Source organism: Neobacillus pocheonensis (assembly GCF_050477905.1).
Classification (GTDB): Bacteria; Bacillota; Bacilli; order Bacillales; family Cytobacillaceae; genus Neobacillus; species Neobacillus pocheonensis_A.
This window is the reverse complement of record NZ_JBCNAD010000006.1, coordinates 13134-30741: the sequence shown is the minus strand read 5'-3', so window position 1 is coordinate 30741 and position 17608 is coordinate 13134. Positions and strand designations below refer to the sequence as shown.

General features: G+C 38.7%; 14 protein-coding genes. 11 read left to right on the top strand and 3 right to left on the bottom strand.

The window, feature by feature from the left end:
• Positions 1-76: 76 nt before the first annotated feature.
• The 3 genes from ABES02_RS02350 (at position 77) to murC (ending at position 4930) form a co-directional block, all read left to right on the top strand.
• Positions 77-871 (top strand): DUF1444 domain-containing protein, encoded by a 795-nt coding sequence (locus ABES02_RS02350; protein WP_430130246.1) that lies wholly within the window; start codon positions 77-79, stop codon positions 869-871.
• 628 nt (positions 872-1499) lie between these two features.
• Positions 1500-3386: a DNA translocase FtsK gene (locus ABES02_RS02345; RefSeq protein WP_430130441.1), complete on the top strand. Its 1887-nt coding sequence runs from the start codon at positions 1500-1502 to the stop codon at positions 3384-3386.
• A gap of 242 nt (positions 3387-3628) precedes the next feature.
• Positions 3629-4930, top strand: coding sequence for a UDP-N-acetylmuramate--L-alanine ligase (gene murC, locus ABES02_RS02340; protein WP_430130243.1), 1302 nt, complete (start codon positions 3629-3631; stop codon positions 4928-4930).
• Positions 4931-4970: 40 nt separating this feature from the next.
• On the opposite strand, the gene ABES02_RS02335 is transcribed toward murC, so the two are convergent.
• Positions 4971-6086, bottom strand: coding sequence for an aminopeptidase (locus tag ABES02_RS02335; protein ID WP_430130240.1), 1116 nt, complete (start codon positions 6084-6086; stop codon positions 4971-4973).
• A gap of 222 nt (positions 6087-6308) precedes the next feature.
• Between ABES02_RS02335 and ABES02_RS02330 the strand changes: the two genes are divergently transcribed.
• The 5 genes from ABES02_RS02330 (at position 6309) to ccpA (ending at position 10329) form a co-directional block, all read left to right on the top strand.
• Positions 6309-6770 carry a DUF948 domain-containing protein gene (locus ABES02_RS02330; protein WP_430130237.1) on the top strand — a complete coding sequence of 154 codons (462 nt, stop codon included), beginning with the start codon at positions 6309-6311 and terminating at the stop codon, positions 6768-6770.
• Between the two features lie 19 nt (positions 6771-6789).
• Positions 6790-7281: a YtxH domain-containing protein gene (locus tag ABES02_RS02325; RefSeq protein WP_430130234.1), complete on the top strand. Its 492-nt coding sequence runs from the start codon at positions 6790-6792 to the stop codon at positions 7279-7281.
• A gap of 183 nt (positions 7282-7464) precedes the next feature.
• On the top strand, positions 7465-7797 hold the full coding sequence (gene ytxJ, locus ABES02_RS02320; RefSeq protein ID WP_430130231.1) for a bacillithiol system redox-active protein YtxJ: 333 nt from the start codon (positions 7465-7467) through the stop codon (positions 7795-7797).
• Between the two features lie 252 nt (positions 7798-8049).
• A complete protein-coding gene (locus tag ABES02_RS02315) occupies positions 8050-9126 on the top strand; it encodes a bifunctional 3-deoxy-7-phosphoheptulonate synthase/chorismate mutase (protein ID WP_430130437.1) in 1077 nt (358 codons plus the stop codon).
• A gap of 204 nt (positions 9127-9330) precedes the next feature.
• Positions 9331-10329, top strand: a complete 999-nt coding sequence (gene ccpA / locus ABES02_RS02310) for a catabolite control protein A (protein ID WP_430130229.1) — start codon at positions 9331-9333, stop codon at positions 10327-10329.
• A gap of 53 nt (positions 10330-10382) precedes the next feature.
• Here the strand turns inward: ccpA and acsA are convergent, their stop codons facing one another.
• A complete protein-coding gene (gene acsA, locus ABES02_RS02305) occupies positions 10383-12101 on the bottom strand; it encodes an acetate--CoA ligase (RefSeq protein ID WP_430130226.1) in 1719 nt (572 codons plus the stop codon).
• A 186-nt stretch (positions 12102-12287) separates the two neighbouring features.
• Between acsA and ABES02_RS02300 the strand changes: the two genes are divergently transcribed.
• From ABES02_RS02300 to ABES02_RS02290, 3 genes are read left to right on the top strand one after another with little or no spacing between them, the layout of a single operon-like run.
• Complete coding sequence (locus tag ABES02_RS02300; protein ID WP_430130224.1) at positions 12288-12920, top strand: GNAT family N-acetyltransferase; 633 nt, start codon at positions 12288-12290, stop codon at positions 12918-12920.
• 43 nt (positions 12921-12963) lie between these two features.
• A complete protein-coding gene (locus ABES02_RS02295; RefSeq protein WP_430130221.1) occupies positions 12964-13611 on the top strand; it encodes an acetoin utilization AcuB family protein in 648 nt (215 codons plus the stop codon).
• Positions 13608-14780: an acetoin utilization protein AcuC gene (locus ABES02_RS02290; protein WP_430130218.1), complete on the top strand. Its 1173-nt coding sequence runs from the start codon at positions 13608-13610 to the stop codon at positions 14778-14780. Before ABES02_RS02295 ends, ABES02_RS02290 begins: the two co-directional genes overlap by 4 nt.
• Before the next feature lie 42 nt (positions 14781-14822).
• Here ABES02_RS02290 and ABES02_RS02285 read toward each other — a convergent pair whose 3' ends face one another.
• Complete coding sequence (locus tag ABES02_RS02285; RefSeq protein WP_430130215.1) at positions 14823-17567, bottom strand: transglycosylase domain-containing protein; 2745 nt, start codon at positions 17565-17567, stop codon at positions 14823-14825.
• Positions 17568-17608 lie beyond the last annotated feature (41 nt).

Sequence of the window (17608 nt, the reverse complement as noted above, 5' to 3'; positions counted from 1 at the left end):
CTCCCACTACTTTTGAGATGGGAGTTTTTTAATGTACAATAAAGGAAATCAACTCCATTGAACAGAGGGATTCATGATGAAAATGGACAGTAAAAAGATGAGGAAAGAATTAGAGTCACGCCTAACAGCAAAGGACCGTGTCATTAAGTATGACCGCGAAAAAGATCAACTTCGCATCGAAAGTGAATTGGTCGGAAAGGGGATCACCATTTCCTTACCTGGAATTGTTGCCAAATGGCATGTGGAAAAGGAAAAAGCAATTGATGAGGTGGTTTACTACATCGAAGAAGGTCTTCGAGCCATGGAAGATCCAGTCCAACTAACGGATCACGAGAAACGAATTTTTCCAGTTATTCGCTCCTCTTCTTTTCCAAAGGAGGCTGAGGAGGATGTCCCGTTTTTAATCGATGAACATACGGCGGAAACTAAAATTTATTATGCCTACGATATGGGTAAAACCTACCGATTAATTGACTCCAAGGTGATGGAAAAAGAAGGTTGGATCCATTCTAGGATAAAGGAAATTGCCCTTTTTAATGTCAGATCACTTACCACACCATTAAAAGAAGATCAGGTTGCCGGTAATACCTTTTATTTTCTTAACACCAATGATGGATACGATGCCAGCAGGATTTTGAATAAAGGCTTCCTTAATGATATGGAAAAACGGATTACCGGGACAATGGTTGTTGCCGTACCACATCAAGATGTATTAATCATCGGAGATATCCGTAATGACAGGGGCTATGATGTATTAGCGCAAATGGCCATGAGCTTCTTCGCAAATGGGCGTGTTCCGATAACTGCTTTGTCATTTTTATATGAAAATGGGGAATTAGAGCCTATTTTTATTTTGGGTAAAAATAAATAAAATAGAATGCAAAGAGATCACATGCATGTGATCTTTTTTCATTCTACTTTGGTACTTCGGATATATTTCGGCTTATTCTGTGAAATTTTCTCGAAAAAATATTAATTACTGATAAAATAGAATGATAGATGAAAGAGAAAGAGTGATAGTTTTGAGTTGGATCCAAGACTTTTTTCAAATGTTTAAAAAAGACGATGAAGAGGAAATTGATCATTTTTTTATACTTAATAAAAAAGCGGGAATTAACCCGTTCCTAAACAATGATGACAGTTTCAAGGATTTAGAGATTAAAATCTCATATCATTATCCAAAAGGTGAGCTAAAGCCTTCTCACATACCTGTAAGTAGAAGAAAGGCAGCCGAAGAAACGATAAAGCAAAACAGAAAAGAGAGACTGTTGCCGGAAAAAAGAAGAAGGAAGGAACAACTTCAAACGGTCAAAAAAGAAATACCAAAGGCTAAAACTGAAGTCGTAAAAGAAATAAAAGAGCAGCCCTCGAGGAAGCGTGGTCCCTTTCAGCCAACAGAAATTCCTTCACCTGTTTTTGGGTTTAGTAGACCGAAGCTTAATAGTTCAATTATCGAGCATGAATTAAGTCATTTTTTAAATGAAGAATTTGAAAGTCAGATGGAATCTGCAGCTGCAACAGAAGAAGTAATTATTGAACCAATTCAATCGGTTTCAGAGCCGCAAGGTAATCCTGTTCAATGGAATGAGCCTATTCCTTCTTTAATAAATCGGATACTAATGGAAGAAGAAAATAATGAAGTGAGTTCAAATATTACCGATCCAGATTTAAAACCTCAAACTAATGAAGTCATTTCAATGGAGCATGAAATAGTAGAGGATTTGAATGGGGAAGAAGTAGGTGAACTACCCGAACCTTCAAGGTCAAGGCGCTCACATTTGCCGTTCAATGTAATGATGCTTAAGCAAGATAAGGAAAAATGGGAAGCTCGCAAAAGTCGTAGGGTTGAGATACCAAAGCAAGAGCCACCTGCCGCGTCTCGACAAGTTGAAGAAATTAAGGAACCTCCTGCTGAATCTGAAAAGAAGGTCGAAAGCTTCCTTCATCATGTGGATGCAGGGGATTATATGTTCCCTAAATCCAGTTTATTAAATCCACCTATCTCTGTCGTAAAAGATACGGAGTGGATTTTATATCAGGAAGAGCTATTAAACCAAACCTTACAAAATTTTAATGTCGGTGCAAGTGTTGTCAATGTGACACAGGGACCATCCGTAACCCGATTTGAAGTACAGCCGGAGCCTGGAGTAAAAGTAAACAAAATCACTAATTTAAGTGATGATATTAAGTTGAGCCTTGCGGCAAGGGATATTCGGATGGAAGCACCAATTCCTGGAAAGCATACGATTGGTATAGAAGTTCCCAATCAAAAATCACGTCCTGTTATGATTAACGAAATTATTTCGGGCCGTGTTTTCCAAGAATCAACTTCACCATTAACGGCGGTGCTGGGGCTTGATATTGCTGGTAACCCGATCGTAACAGACCTTAAGAAAATGCCGCATGGCTTAATTGCAGGGGCCACAGGTTCAGGAAAAAGCGTGTGTATTAACACAATATTAGTCAGTCTTTTATTTAAAGCAAGCCCGGAAGATTTAAAGCTTTTACTTATTGATCCTAAAATGGTCGAACTGGCACCATATAATCGCATACCACACCTCGTTAGCCCAGTCATCACGGACGTGAAGGCAGCAACTGCGGCGTTAAAATGGGCAGTTGATGAGATGGAAAGGCGTTATGAGCTTTTTGCGCATACAGGAGTTCGTGATATTAACCGTTTTAATGAGCTGGCAATAAAGCACAAAAGGTATTCAGACAAGCTGCCGTTTATTGTGATTATTATAGACGAGCTTGCTGATTTAATGATGATGTCACCGGCTGATGTCGAAGAAGCAATCTGCCGGATTGCCCAAAAAGCAAGAGCTTGTGGTATCCACCTTATTGTTGCGACGCAAAGGCCGTCTGTTGATGTTATCACAGGATTAATTAAAGCGAATATCCCAACAAGGATTGCTTTTTCGGTTTCTTCGCAGGTTGATTCCCGTACGATTATCGATATTAGCGGTGCGGAAAAACTGCTTGGCCGCGGCGATATGTTATTTCTAGAAAATGGTTCGTCAAAGCCAGTCCGCCTTCAAGGAACCTTCGTTTCAGATGAAGAAATTGATCTTGTAGTGGCACATGTCAGGGAACAGAGAGAGCCGGAATACCTGTTTGAACAAGACGAGCTTTTAAAAAAAGCCCAAGTTACTGAAGATGAAGATGAACTATTTTTTGATGCCTGTGAATTCATTATTAATCAAGGCGGTGCTTCCACATCTAGCTTGCAACGGCGCTTCAAAATAGGCTATAACCGTGCGGCAAGATTGATGGATATGCTGGAGCAGAACGGTTATATTACCAGTGCAAATGGCAGCAAGCCTCGTGAAGTATTGATTACGGAAGCCGATTTAGAGTCTATCCAAGATTCTAGTATTATTAGTTAATCTATAGTATTCTTTAGTAACGTGTACAAATAATATATAGTGCAAAGTAAATGAAAACAAAGCTTAAAGGTTTCAAATAGTTTTTGTGATGGAACAGTGCTATAATAATGAAATGTGATTAAATTTAGGAATGAGAAAAAAGGACATGAGCAATTGAATAAGCATATCCACTTTTCTTGTTAGCAAATACAGACAGATGTCATATACTGTTTTACAGATAGACGTTGGTTGGAGGTTCTTCTATGACTATTTACCATTTTGTAGGTATAAAGGGGTCTGGAATGAGTGCACTGGCACAAGTTCTTCATGATATGAAATTTCAGGTGCAGGGCTCCGATGTCGAAAAGCGCTTTTTTACTCAGGTCGCCCTTGAAAAATCAGGGATCAAGATCCTTCCCTTTCAAAAGGAAAATATCAAGCCAGGAATGACGATTATTGCGGGAAATGCGTTTCCTGATACTCACGAGGAAATTCAAGAGGCAATGAAGCTCGGACTTCCTATTGTACGTTACCATCGCTTTTTAGGCGATTTTATGCAAAGCTTTACGAGTGTGGCCATTACCGGTGCCCATGGAAAAACATCAACAACAGGGCTTCTTTCTCATGTAATAGCCGGCGCCAAGCCAACATCCTTTTTAATTGGTGATGGTACTGGTAAAGGGGAGGAAGGGGCTGAATATTTTGTATTCGAAGCATGCGAATATAGAAGGCATTTCTTATCCTATTTCCCTGACTATGCCATCATGACCAATATTGACTTTGATCATCCTGATTATTTTGCCAATATTGATGATGTTTTCTCTGCATTCCAAGAGATGGCTGTACAAGTAAAAAAAGGAATATTTGCTTATGGGGATGACGAACAGTTGCAAAAAATCCAGGCAAAGGTTCCGGTTCTTTTTTACGGATTTGCGGATGAAAATGACTATCAGGCTAAAAATCTCGTGAAGACAACCAATGGAACCACCTTTGATGTGTTTATCCGAAATACCTTTTATGATACTTTTTCCATCCCAACCTTTGGGGATCACAGTATATTAAATGCCTTGGCGGTTATTGGCTTATGTCATTACGAGGAAATTAATGTTGAAGTAGTTAAGGAAAGATTACTAACATTCCAAGGTGTAAAAAGAAGATTTTCCGAAAAAACGGTTGGTTCGCAAATTTTGATTGATGATTATGCGCATCATCCAACGGAAATAAAAGCAACCATCGAGGCAGCGAGACAAAAATACCCTGACCGCGAAATAGTTGCTGTCTTCCAACCGCATACTTTTACACGGACACAAGCATTCTTAGATGATTTTGCAAATAGTCTACGTCAGGCAGACAAGGCCTATTTGTGTGAAATCTTTGGTTCCGCTCGTGAAAAACATGGAAAGCTGTCTATCAAAGATTTACAGGATAAAATTTCTGGATCGGAAATCCTCTCAGAAGAAAATACTTCTGTGTTAAAGGACTATGATCATAGCGTTATTATTTTTATGGGAGCAGGAGATATTCAAAAATTCCAGGACTCCTATGAAAAACAATTAGTTCAATAAACTAAAAGGATGCCGCTCCGTTGAGTGGCATCCTTTTAGTTTATTTCAAATTATCAGGATTTAATACTTCTAGCTCAGGTATGACAAATAATCCGTCCTTACGAATTAATACATCATCAAAATACATTTCCCCGCCGCCATATTCTGGACGCTGGATATTGACCATATCCCAATGGATATTAGAATGGTTATCATTAAAGGCATCATCATAACATTGGCCAGGTGTGAAGTGGAAACTGCCGCAAATTTTCTCGTCAAATAAAATATCCTGCATTGGATTAAGGATAAATGGATTTACGCCAATTGCAAATTCCCCGATATAACGTGCTCCTTCATCGGTGTCAAAAATTTTATTAATCCTTGAACTGTCATTTGCCTCCGCCTCAACGATTTTTCCGTCCTTAAATGTAAGCTTAACATTCTCAAACGTAAAGCCATGGTATGGCGACGGAGTATTATAGGTAATAACCCCATTCACAGAATCTCGGACAGGCGCTGTGTAAACTTCACCATCTGGAATATTTAATCTTCCCGCACATTTTATCGCAGGAATGTCCTTTATCGAGAAGCTGAGGTCTGTGCCTGGCCCCTTGATTTGGACTTTATCAGTCCGGTTCATCAGTTCAACAAGGCTGTCCATGGCTTTATCCATTTTTCCATAATCCAAATTACAAACATTAAAGTAAAAGTCTTCAAATGCCTCGGTGCTCATTTTTGCTAATTGCGCCATGTTGGAGGTTGGATATCTTAGCACAACCCACTTTGTTTTCGGAACGCGGATGTCCCGATGAACCTTTTTACCAATGGTATTCCCATGAATTTTCATTTTATCATCTGGCACATCGGCCTGTTCATTAATGTTATTGCCAGAGCGAAGTCCTATGTATGCATCCATTTTACTCATTACATTCGCTTCAAATTCAGCCATCATATTAAACTGTTCTTCCTGAGCTCCTAATAACAAAGAACGGTCGACTTGGTGGTCTTTTAGAAGGACAAAGGGGTAACCACCAGCTGCATAAGCCTCTTTTACAAGAGCGGTCACAAGCTCACGCTGCAAACCAAAGTTTTCAATTAATACCTTTTCGCCTTTTTGCAGCTGAACAGAATAGTTAATTAAATTTTTTGCTAGTTTCTCGATACGAGGATCTTTCATCATAACGCCTCCAACAGAAATAAATAACCTACAAGTATTATTGTACCCGAATTGAAAAAGAAAGTTCATAAATAACGTTTCTACGGCTATTCAATCATGATTTTTTTAAAACAAATGGCAGGAAATACAGACAAAAATATTGAAGTAGTATAAGATAATTACGAGGTTTATATCCATTGCTGATGGGTAATACATAATGATAGAGTATGGCGGAGGTGCACGATGCAAATTATTTTATACTTAAGCGTAGCCTTGATCGCAATTGCGTTTCTTGTGCTTGTCATCTACTTAGCGAAAACGCTTAAATCCCTTCAAGAAACACTGTCAGGCGTTTCTGGCACGTTAAGGGGATTAGAAAAACAGCTTGATGCTGTTATGGGGGAAACCCATCTGCTTTTACAAAAAACAAACGCATTGGCGGAAGACATTCATCAAAAATCCAAGGATTTAAATAGTGTAGTGGTAGCAGTAAAGGATGTTGGAACGACTATTGCAGGATTTAATGGAACGATAAAAAACATCACCACATCAGTGGACCAAACAGTAGAGGAAAGTAAAGAAAAAGTGGCACAAATTATTCAATGGAGCAATATTCTTCTTGAATTAAAGGATAAGTGGCAGGCTAGGAAACAAGCAAATAATGAAGGAATTTCAAACGAGAAACCAACAGTCAGAGCACATTAAATTTTGGGAGGTAATAAAAATGTCAAATAGGGATTATGAATCTCGAGAAACAAATCAAACTCGTAATGAATCATCTTCTAGCGGATTTTTATTAGGAGCGTTAATCGGCGGAGCAGTTGGTGCAGCGGCGGCCTTGCTTTTGGCGCCTAAGACTGGTAAAGAGTTTAGAATTAACTTAAGTAATCAAGCAGATGCCCTTATGGGTAAAACTGCTGACTTACGTGAAAATGTAATGAGTAAAAGTAATGAGTTAGTCTCAAAAACTTCTTCCCTTTCTCAAGGTCTTGTCCTGCAATCGTCAGACCTAATAAATAAAGCAAAAGGAAAAGCAATAAATAAAGTAGAATCCGCTGATGAATCGAATTCTACTTATATTTCAATTGGAAATCCCAAAACAATTAATACGAAAAAGCCTGCTGTCGAAGCGGCCTTAGACAGTGACGAAATACGAAAAAGAATAGCAGAAGCAGAAAAGGCGTTAGAAGAAGAAGAAAGCAAGGTCAAACTTTAAATCTGTTTATTTGTTATAGCCGCGGTGAAGTGATAAAATTACTTCACCGTTTATTTATTTTAGCTGTGTTAAAGAATATTATTGATTTTATAGCCCTGTTGATTGGAACGGAAAGCGAAGTGCCTGGAGCGGAAGTCAACAGCCAAGTTTAACACAGCATTTATTTTAGGGAGGGTTTTTGTAATGTTAGAAAAAATTGATACTGTCGAACAATTTGAGGATTTGCTCAATAAAGAAAGTAAATTTTATTTGTTAAAGCATAGTTTAACTTGTCCAATCAGTCATGCAGCGTATAAGGAATACGAAAAATATGCGGATGAAAATCAAGATTTTCCAACATATTTCTTAGCTGTACAGGATTCAAGAACGCTTTCCAATGATATTGCTGAGAAATTCCAAATTAAGCATGAATCCCCGCAAGCCATTTTGTTTTCAAATGGTGAAGCCAAGTGGAATGCATCCCATTGGAAAATAACCAATCGTTCTTTGGCTAATGCTTTGAACGAAAATCAATAAAAAAGATAATCACATTAGTGTGAGTAACTGCATAAATTACTCAAATATAGATCACGATACTTTAGTGCTTAAAAGCGTTTAATCAATAAAGAAAAAAATAATGACAAACAAATTTATATCCGCTATAATAAAGCCTAATTATAAAAAATATTTTAAAATTTCAATTTTTCATGCTTGTGAACCAGTAAACAATACCAGGTTGTGCTTTTGTGGTATTAAACTGATTTGCAAACGAAAGGACGGGGACGAATGATGGGCGAAAATCAATTAGATCAATTGAGAGCGCGTGTAGATGAATTAAACTTGGAGTTGTTGAGGCTGATTAATGAGAGAGCTCACCTCGTCCAAGAGATTGGGCAGGTAAAAGGTAATCAAGGTGTTTACCGATACGATCCGGTCCGTGAAAGAAAAATGCTTGAGGTAATTAAGGAGCACAACGATGGTCCATTTGAAAATTCCACTATCGACCATATATTTAAGGAAATTTTTAAAGCAGGATTAAATTTACAAAAAGATGATCACGAAAAAGCATTGCTTGTTTCAAGAAAGAAAAAGCCAGAAGATACAATCGTCTCCTTAAAAGGTGAAAATGTTGGCGATGGCAAACAGCATTTTGTCTTTGGCCCATGCGCTGTTGAGTCATATGAACAAGTAGCAACAGTAGCGAAGGCTATGAAAGAAAAAGGTCTAAAGCTTCTGCGTGGTGGAGCGTATAAGCCAAGAACTTCTCCTTACGATTTCCAAGGTCTAGGGGTAGAAGGATTAAAAATTTTAAAACGTGTTGCAGATGAATACGATATGGCTGTTATCAGTGAAATCGTTAATCCTGCCGATATTGAAATGGCGATTGATTATATTGATGTCATTCAAATCGGAGCTCGAAATATGCAAAACTTCGAATTGTTAAAAGCGGCTGGTTCAGTGAAGAAGCCTGTGTTACTAAAAAGAGGTATTGCGGCTACGATAGAAGAGTTTATTAATGCAGCAGAATACATTATGTCACAAGGGAATGGACAAATCATCCTTTGTGAGCGAGGAATAAGGACGTACGAGAGAGCAACTAGAAATACGCTTGATATTTCTGCAGTTCCGATTTTAAAACAAGAAACTCACTTGCCAGTAATGGTTGATGTTACGCACTCAACAGGAAGAAGAGATTTACTTCTTCCAGCAGCGAAGGCTGCGATTGCTATTGGTGCTGATGGTGTTATGGCTGAAGTTCATCCAGATCCGGCCGTTGCCCTTTCTGATGCACAACAGCAGATGAATCTTGAACAGTTTGACCAATTCTACAACGAATTGCTTGCATCAAACTTCGTCCGTATTTAATTAAAAAAACCTTCTGCATCTGTCTGCAGAAGGTTTTTTGTTGAAATTTACAGAAAATGTGACCAATGCAATTGCAGGTTTATTCTTCTTATCGTATAGTTAAAGACATATATCAATTTGTATATTTTCTCACAAAGCGGATAGGTTTTTACTAGCTGCTGTAAAATAAGAGAAATAAGGATCGTTTTAGGAGAGTGTTTAAAAGTGAATATCACCATTTATGATGTTGCCCGGGAAGCTAATGTTTCCATGGCAACGGTCTCACGCGTAGTGAATGGAAATCCAAATGTAAAACCAGTAACTCGTAAAAAAGTATTGGAAGTAATTGAAAGACTTGGCTATCGTCCAAATGCAGTTGCTCGAGGACTGGCAAGTAAAAAAACGACAACGGTAGGAGTTATTATACCGGATATCTCCAATATCTTTTTTGCTGAATTAGCACGGGGTATTGAAGACATTGCCACCATGTATAAGTACAATATCATTTTAAGCAATTCTGATCAAAACAAAGAGAAAGAATTACATTTGCTAGGGACAATGCTTGGGAAGCAAGTAGACGGCATTGTTTTCATGAGCGGGAACATTACTGCTGATCATGTTGAAGAATTTGAAAAATCACCTGTTCCTATTGTCCTTGCGGGCTCAATTGAAGAATCAGACAAGATCCCTTCTGTAAACATTGATTACGAAGAAGCCGTGTATGATTCTGTTAAAGAATTCATTGAAAAAGGCCATAAAAATATCGCTTTTGTTATTGGACCACTTCATGAACCAAAAAATGCACAAAAGAAATTAAAAGGCTACCAACGTGCCCTTCAAGATTCCGGAATTACTTACAATGAAGAGCTTGTCGTAGAGGGTGACTATACGTACGACTCCGGAATAGAAGCTTTTGAAAAATTGCTTGAAGCTTCAGAACGGCCAACTGCCATTCTAGTGGGTGCCGATGAAATGGCTTTAGGAGTAGTTCATGGTGCTGAGGACAAGGGCTATAAAATTCCTGAAGATTTTGAAGTCATCACTTCAGATAATACAAGGCTTTCACTAATGGTACGTCCGCAGTTAACGACAATTGTCCAACCATTATATGATATTGGTGCCGTTGCTATGAGGCTTTTAACTAAGCTGATGAACAAAGAAAAAACAAGCGAAAATACTGTCATTCTTCCTCATCGGATTGAACACCGGCAATCAACGAAATAGACAATAAAAAACACAAGAGACTATCCTAAAGAAATCTCTTGTGTTTTTTTATTTTAGTCCTCAAGAGTGGAAAGGTCACCTGCAGGTAAATTTAATTCCCAGGCTTTTAAGACACGGCGCATAATTTTACCACTTCTTGTTTTTGGCAATTTGTCACGGAAATCAATTTCCCTTGGTGCAGCATGTGCTGCAAGACCTTTTTTCACAAATTGTCTAATTTCCTCTTTTAGCTCATCTGTAGCGACATACCCATCTCTTAAAGAAATAAAGGCTTTGATAATTTCACCGCGGACAGGGTCCGGTTTTCCAATAACACCGGCTTCAGCTACAGCAGGATGCTCGACAAGCTTACTTTCTACTTCAAAGGGTCCTACACGTTCACCAGATGTCATAATGACATCATCAATTCGGCCTTGGAACCAGAAATAGCCTTCTTCATCCATGTAAGCAGAGTCACCAGAGAAATACCATCCTGTAGGCATGAAGTAGGATTCATACTTCTCAGGATTATTCCAGATCGCATACATCATGGATGGCCAGCCTTTTTTAATCGCTAGGTTCCCCATTCGATATGGCGGCAGTTCATTCCCTTGATCGTCTACGATAGCAGCGACAACACCAGGAATTGGTTTACCCATTGAACCAGGCTTAATAGTCATGCAAGGGTAATTACAAATCAACTGGGAGCCAGTTTCCGTCATCCACCAAGTATCGTGAATCCGGTGATTAAATACTTTAACACCCCATTTAACAACTTCTGGGTTTAACGGCTCACCAACACTTAAAATATGGCGAAGGCTGCTTAAGTTAAATTTCTTTACCAGCTCATCACCAGCACCCATTAACATCCTAAAAGCGGTTGGAGCACTATACCAAACGGTAACCCCGAAGTCTTCAATCATTTGATACCATGACTCAGGACTAAAGCGACCGCCGATAATTACATTGGAAGTTCCGGTTAACCATGGTCCGAAAATACCGTAGGACGTTCCTGTTACCCAGCCTGGGTCGGCTGTACACCAGTATACATCGTCCTCTTTTAAATCAAGCACCCATTTTGCTGTTTGATAATGCTGGATCATCGCATTATGTACATGCAATACTCCTTTAGGTTTTCCTGTAGAACCGGATGTATAATGAAGTATAAGACCGTCTGTACGATCTACCCACTCAATCTGAAGCCCTTTGCCAGCCGCTTCAAATTTTTCTAAAAAGTTAATATATGGACCCTGTTCTTCTATATTTTTTCCGATTAGGAAAATATGCTTCAATGAAGGCAATTCGCTGACAGGGACTCTGTCCAATAATTCAGGTGTCGTAACCAAAACTTTTGCCTCACTGTCCTGCAGGCGGTCTTTAACGGCACCTTCCATAAATGCTTCGAATAATGGACCGACGATCGCTCCAAGTTTTATGGCACCCAAAACGGTAAAGTAAAGCTCAGGTGAGCGCGGCATAAAAATAAAGACACGGTCGCCTTTTTCAACATCCCCGTAATTTTTTAGGACATTTCCAGCTTTGTTTGAAAGTTCTTTCATTTCTTTAAAAGTATACTTTTCATTCCTTGACCCATCACGATAATAAAGAGCAACCTTATTTTTTCGGAAGGTTTTGACGTGGCGGTCAATAGCTTCATAGGCTAAATTCACAAGACCTGTTTCACTCCAAGAGAATTGCTTTTCCGTTTCCTTCCAGTCGAAATTTTTGTACATTTCTTCATAATTTTGTAAATTGTGCTCCCCTTGAACAACTGGTAACGCTTCCACTTTCATTTAATCTCCCCCTCGTAGTGTATTTTAAGATAATTATAGTACAAATAGTTACTATTCACAATTTTTTAAATATTATTGGAAGTAATTATATTATAATACTGAAAATTTTGTTAAATCAACCTCTGTTACTAGATTTTATGTATAATAGAATTGAAACACGAATGATTCTTTCAGGTAGGTGACTGTATGGAACATAAAAAGACATATAATGCAAAACAGCTAAAAACACCACATGGGACTCTTATCATTGAAGGTCCTATTTCTTCAGATAAACTTGCAGGGTTAGAATTTCATGAAGATCTGATTGCTTTTCGCCCACCGGAACAGCAGCACAAGGCCCTCATTGGCATCGCAGAACTTCCGGAAGGCAGAATTATTATTGCCAGGCATCGAAATACCATCGTTGGATATGTCACATACCTTTACCCTGATCCGCTGGAAAGATGGTCAGAAGGAAAAATGGATAATTTAATTGAACTCGGTGCAATTGAGGTCATTCCTCAATATCGAGGCTGTCAGGTCGGCAAAAACCTTCTTATCGTTTCGATGATGGATGATGCCATGGAAGACTATTTAACAATAACAACTGAGTATTATTGGCACTGGGATTTAAAAGGAACGAAATTAAATGTATGGGAATATCGAAAAATCATGGAAAAAATGATGAATGCCGGTGGCCTTGAGTGGTATGCAACAGATGACCCTGAAATTTGCTCCCATCCTGCCAATTGCTTAATGGCGAGAATCGGCAAAAGGGTGGATATTGAAACGGTTCAAAGGTTTGACCGACTGCGTTTTATGAACAGATTTATGTATTAAAATTTATTCTGATATTTTCCTGTACCTGAGGGGGGATTTTCTTATGATCGTAGAAGAAATCATGAAAACAGATGTCGCAACTCTATTTCCAACAGATACAATTGCAGATGCCATAAAATTAATGGAATCGAGAAAAATCCGCCATATTCCCATTATCACGGCGGAAAAACATTTAGTGGGACTTGTTACGATTGCAGAAATACGTGAAGCAACACCATCGATTTTTCATACGAATGAACATCCGGAGGATTTGAAAAAGCCGCTAGAGACGATCATGGAAAAAAACGTTATTACAGGGCATCCTCTTGATTTCGTCGAAGAGGTGGCCGGCCTTTTCTATGAACATAAAATAAGCTGTATTCCGATCATAAATGGTCAAAAATTAGTCGGTATTGTTACAGAGACTGATTTGTTACGGACAATGGTTGAATTAACAGGTGCACATCAACCAGGTTCCCAGATTGAAATAAAGGTTCCCAATTTAGCTGGTAAACTTAGTGACATTACTGCTGTCATTAAAAACAGAAAAGCTAATATTTTAAGTGTGTTAGTTTATCCAGATAAATCGGACGATCAATTTAAAATTCTGGTCATCAGAGTCCAAACCATGAACCCTACTGCGCTTATTCAGGATCTCAAAGAGGCTGGTCACCATGTTTTATGGCCTAATTTACCGGGGATTTCACTATGAGAGACCAATGCTCGTTTGTTTTTTCAGAAGAGCTGTTAAAATATAAATTTAGCAGTCACCATCCTTTTAACCAATTTCGCATTAAGCTGACAGTAGATCTATTAAATAAATTGGATGCATTAGATCCTGTACATGTCATTCCGCCAAGAATGGCAACTGATGAAGAATTAGCACTTATCCATGACCTAAACTACATAGAGGCAGTTAAAAAAGCTGGAAAGGGGCTGCTTCCGAAAGAAATTGCAGAAAATTATGGTCTGGGGACTGAAGATACACCTGTTTTTCCTAATATGCATGAAGCAAGCGCTTTATTAGTTGGTGGGACATTAACAGCAGTTGACCAAGTGATGTCAGGGAAGGCCTTTCACGCTTTACATCTAGGTGGGGGATTGCATCATGGCTTCCGCGGAAAAGCATCTGGATTTTGTATTTATAATGATAGTTCTGTAGCCATCAAGTACTTGCAGGAAAAATATAATGCCCGTGTACTTTATGTTGATACAGATGCTCATCATGGCGATGGAGTTCAATGGTCTTTCTATGATGACCCAAAAGTGTGCACCCTTTCCATACATGAGACAGGAAGATATTTATTTCCTGGAACAGGGAATATCAATGAAAGAGGGCAGGGGTTAGGCTACGGGTATTCCTTTAATATACCTGTTGATGCCTTTACAGAGGATGAGTCATGGCTGCATGCCTACTCTCATTCAATTAAAGAAGTTGCCGAGTTTTTTAAACCAGATGTGATTCTGACTCAAAATGGCGCTGACTCCCATTATTATGATCCCTTAACCCATTTATCAGCTACGATGAAAATCTATCGGGAAATTCCCAAGCTTGCCCATGAAATTGCCCATAAATATTGTAATGGGAGATGGATTGCTGTCGGCGGTGGCGGCTATGATATTTGGAGAGTAGTACCAAGAGCTTGGGCCCTTATTTGGTTAGAAATGACTGAAAACTCAAATTGTTATGGTAACTTACCAGAGAATTGGGTAGAACTATGGCAAAAAGAATCACCTGTCCAATTGCCAAGGGAATGGGACGACCCAGAAAATTTATACACACCTATTCCTAGAAAATCTGAAATTACTGAAAAGAACTCTCTGACATTAGAAAAAGCACTCTATCCGATTCGGAACCATTTAAAAAGTGAATCTATATAAATGAAAAAAACACAAGAGTTCAATTCTCTTGTGTTTTTATATTTATTGCGTTGGCGGCGTAATTGCTGCACCAATAGTAACTTGATTGGATGGCGCTGATTCTTTACCAGCAATATCAACTGCCGTTACATAATAGGTCCCGTTGCCTCCAGTATAAGAAAGTTTGGAGCCGTTAATGATATTTGCCACTGTGCTGCCTCCTTGATATACCCGATATCCAACAACATCATAATCTCCAGATGCTGCCCAGGTTAAAGTACTGCCGGAAACAGATAAGCTTACACCATTTGGATTCTTACCGTTATCAACCATTTTAGCGGAAGAAACGAGAACTTTTCCCCAGCGGTCCTTATTTGGAATTAATTGGCTATAATTTTTGAAATTTTTCCCCACCATTCGAGTGATGAAATCAGGGTTTAGTATTAAGCCAAATTGAGCAAACTCTTTTGGGGTAGAATCCATTGCGACATACCTTTTGCCACGAATCGTGACAAATTTGCCTTCAATCAAACTATCGTCGATTTTTGATGGCACGTTATTAACATTAAAGTAATCACTCTCTATTAATCCGGCTTTTGAACAAGCATCAGAAGGGAGCATTCCGGAAACCGCGCAATAGGAGCGTTTCACAATTCCTTCAGGCATTTTGAAGGATTCTTTTGGATCGATTAAATCCGGCTTTTGCTTATAAGCAGAATTGATTAATTCAGCCCAGAGATTATTTGTGCGCTGGCTATAAGACATCCCACCATTTTGAAGTGATTTTGGTGTATCATAACCTGTCCAAATACCAAAAGTAATATTTGGGTTGGTTGCCACAAACCAAGAATCTACATATTCATTTCCTGTACCTGTTTTTCCTGCCCAATCGGCACGGAAATTCAATTTACTATTTATTCCTGCTGCAGTTCCCATTTTAATAACATCTCTCATCATATCGAGAGTTAAATAGGCTGTTTGGGGCTTAAAAACGTCAACAGGTGTAACTTGATGTTGATATATGGCCTTTCCATCTTTATCAACAATTTTCTCAATCATATAGGCATCAATAAACTTTCCGCCGTTGGCAAAAGTACTAAACGCATTCGTGTTTTCTTCAACTGTAACACCAGTAATGGACCCGATGGCCGCTGAAAGGTTCGTATGATCATCTTTACTCAGTGAGGTAAATCCCATCTTTTCGAGATACTTTGCAGGATGCTGATTGACAATTTCTGAGTAAAGTTTAACGGCTGGAACGTTATAGGATTTTGCAAGTGCATATCGTGCAGATACTAAACCGCTATAGCGATAATCATAGTTTTGTGGCCATGGTTTACTTCTGCCAGGAATAAAGTTTAAGGCGACATTCGGCAACGGAGTTCCAGGTGATGCTTTCCCTAACTCAATTGCTGGTCCATAAACCAGCAGCGGTTTCATTGTGGACGCATTAGGACGGAGCGAGTTGGTCGCATGGTTCATTTGCTGTTTTTCAAAGTCTCTTCCGGCAACAAAACTGATAATTTTTCCAGTTTTATTTTCAATCATTTCTGCCCCGACTTCTACTGGCTCCATAACAGTCTTTTTCTCTCCAGTTTCAGGATCTTTCTTCTCTTGTGGTTTATCTGGACCGTAATATTTATATCCATCTTTAACCTTTTGCATCGCATCGTAAATATCTTTGTCAATTGTGGTATGAATTTGGTACCCATTTTGATGCAAATCATGGTTTGCCATTGTTTGATATTTGTAGAAAAGATTATCATCTTTTTGTAACTCTTTTTCTGTATGACCATCTTTTTGGGCTAAAGCCGTAGTTAATACTTCTACAGCACGTTTTTCAATTTCGAACGTTAACTCTGGGTAATTTTCAAGCGGATTTCCGGCTGAAGGTATAAAATCCTTTGTAATATCGTAAGCGGATGCTTCTACGTATTGCTTTTGATTAATATAACCACCATCATACATTCTTTTTAATACGGTTTTCATTCGAGTCAGGCCTGGTTCGAGATTATTTTTAACCGAACCATCTCTTGTAAAAGGTGTGTACCCAAACGGACTTTGCGGTAATCCTGCTATAAAGGCTGCTTCTGGTAGGGTTAATTCACTGGCCTTTTTTCCGAAAATGCCTTTTGCTGCTGCTTGAACACCGGCAATATTTCGGCCGGATGAGTTTCTGCCGAAGGTTGATACATTTAAGTAAGCCTCCAGGATTTCTTTTTTATCGAAAAATTTCTCTAATCGAAGTGCAAGGAGAATTTCATTGGCTTTTCTTTGAAAGGAAACCTCATTGGTTAATAGCTGATTTTTAATTAATTGTTGTGTTAACGTACTCCCGCCAGATTGGACCGAGGAATTGGTTACTTCTTGAAAAAGCGCGCGGAATACAGCTTTTGGAACTACGCCATGATGCTGATAAAAATATTCATCTTCAGTTGCCACGACTGCGTTGATCAAATTATCGGAAACTTGGTCGATTTTGACTTCTTCGCGTTCGAGATCTGACCGCATTTTTCCTAATTTCACGTTATTAGCAAAATATAATTCCGATGTTTCTGTATAATTATAAATATCTTTTTTCATGCTTTCATATGAGCGGACAGGCTCGTCCTTCACAAGTGAGGCAAAATAGCCGGCCCCAACCCCTGTAGCAAAAGATCCACCAAGGATGACGACTGTTAAAACTAACAAAAGCAGGTTCCAAACAACTGAATAGGTAATTCTTACCCCTTTAACCGTCCTTTTATTTGTTATCAAGTTAAACATGGATTTAGTTTTTTCCAGCCATGCTTGGATTTTTTCATTCATTAATAGCATCACCTCATCTAAAATCACATACATTATAGCAT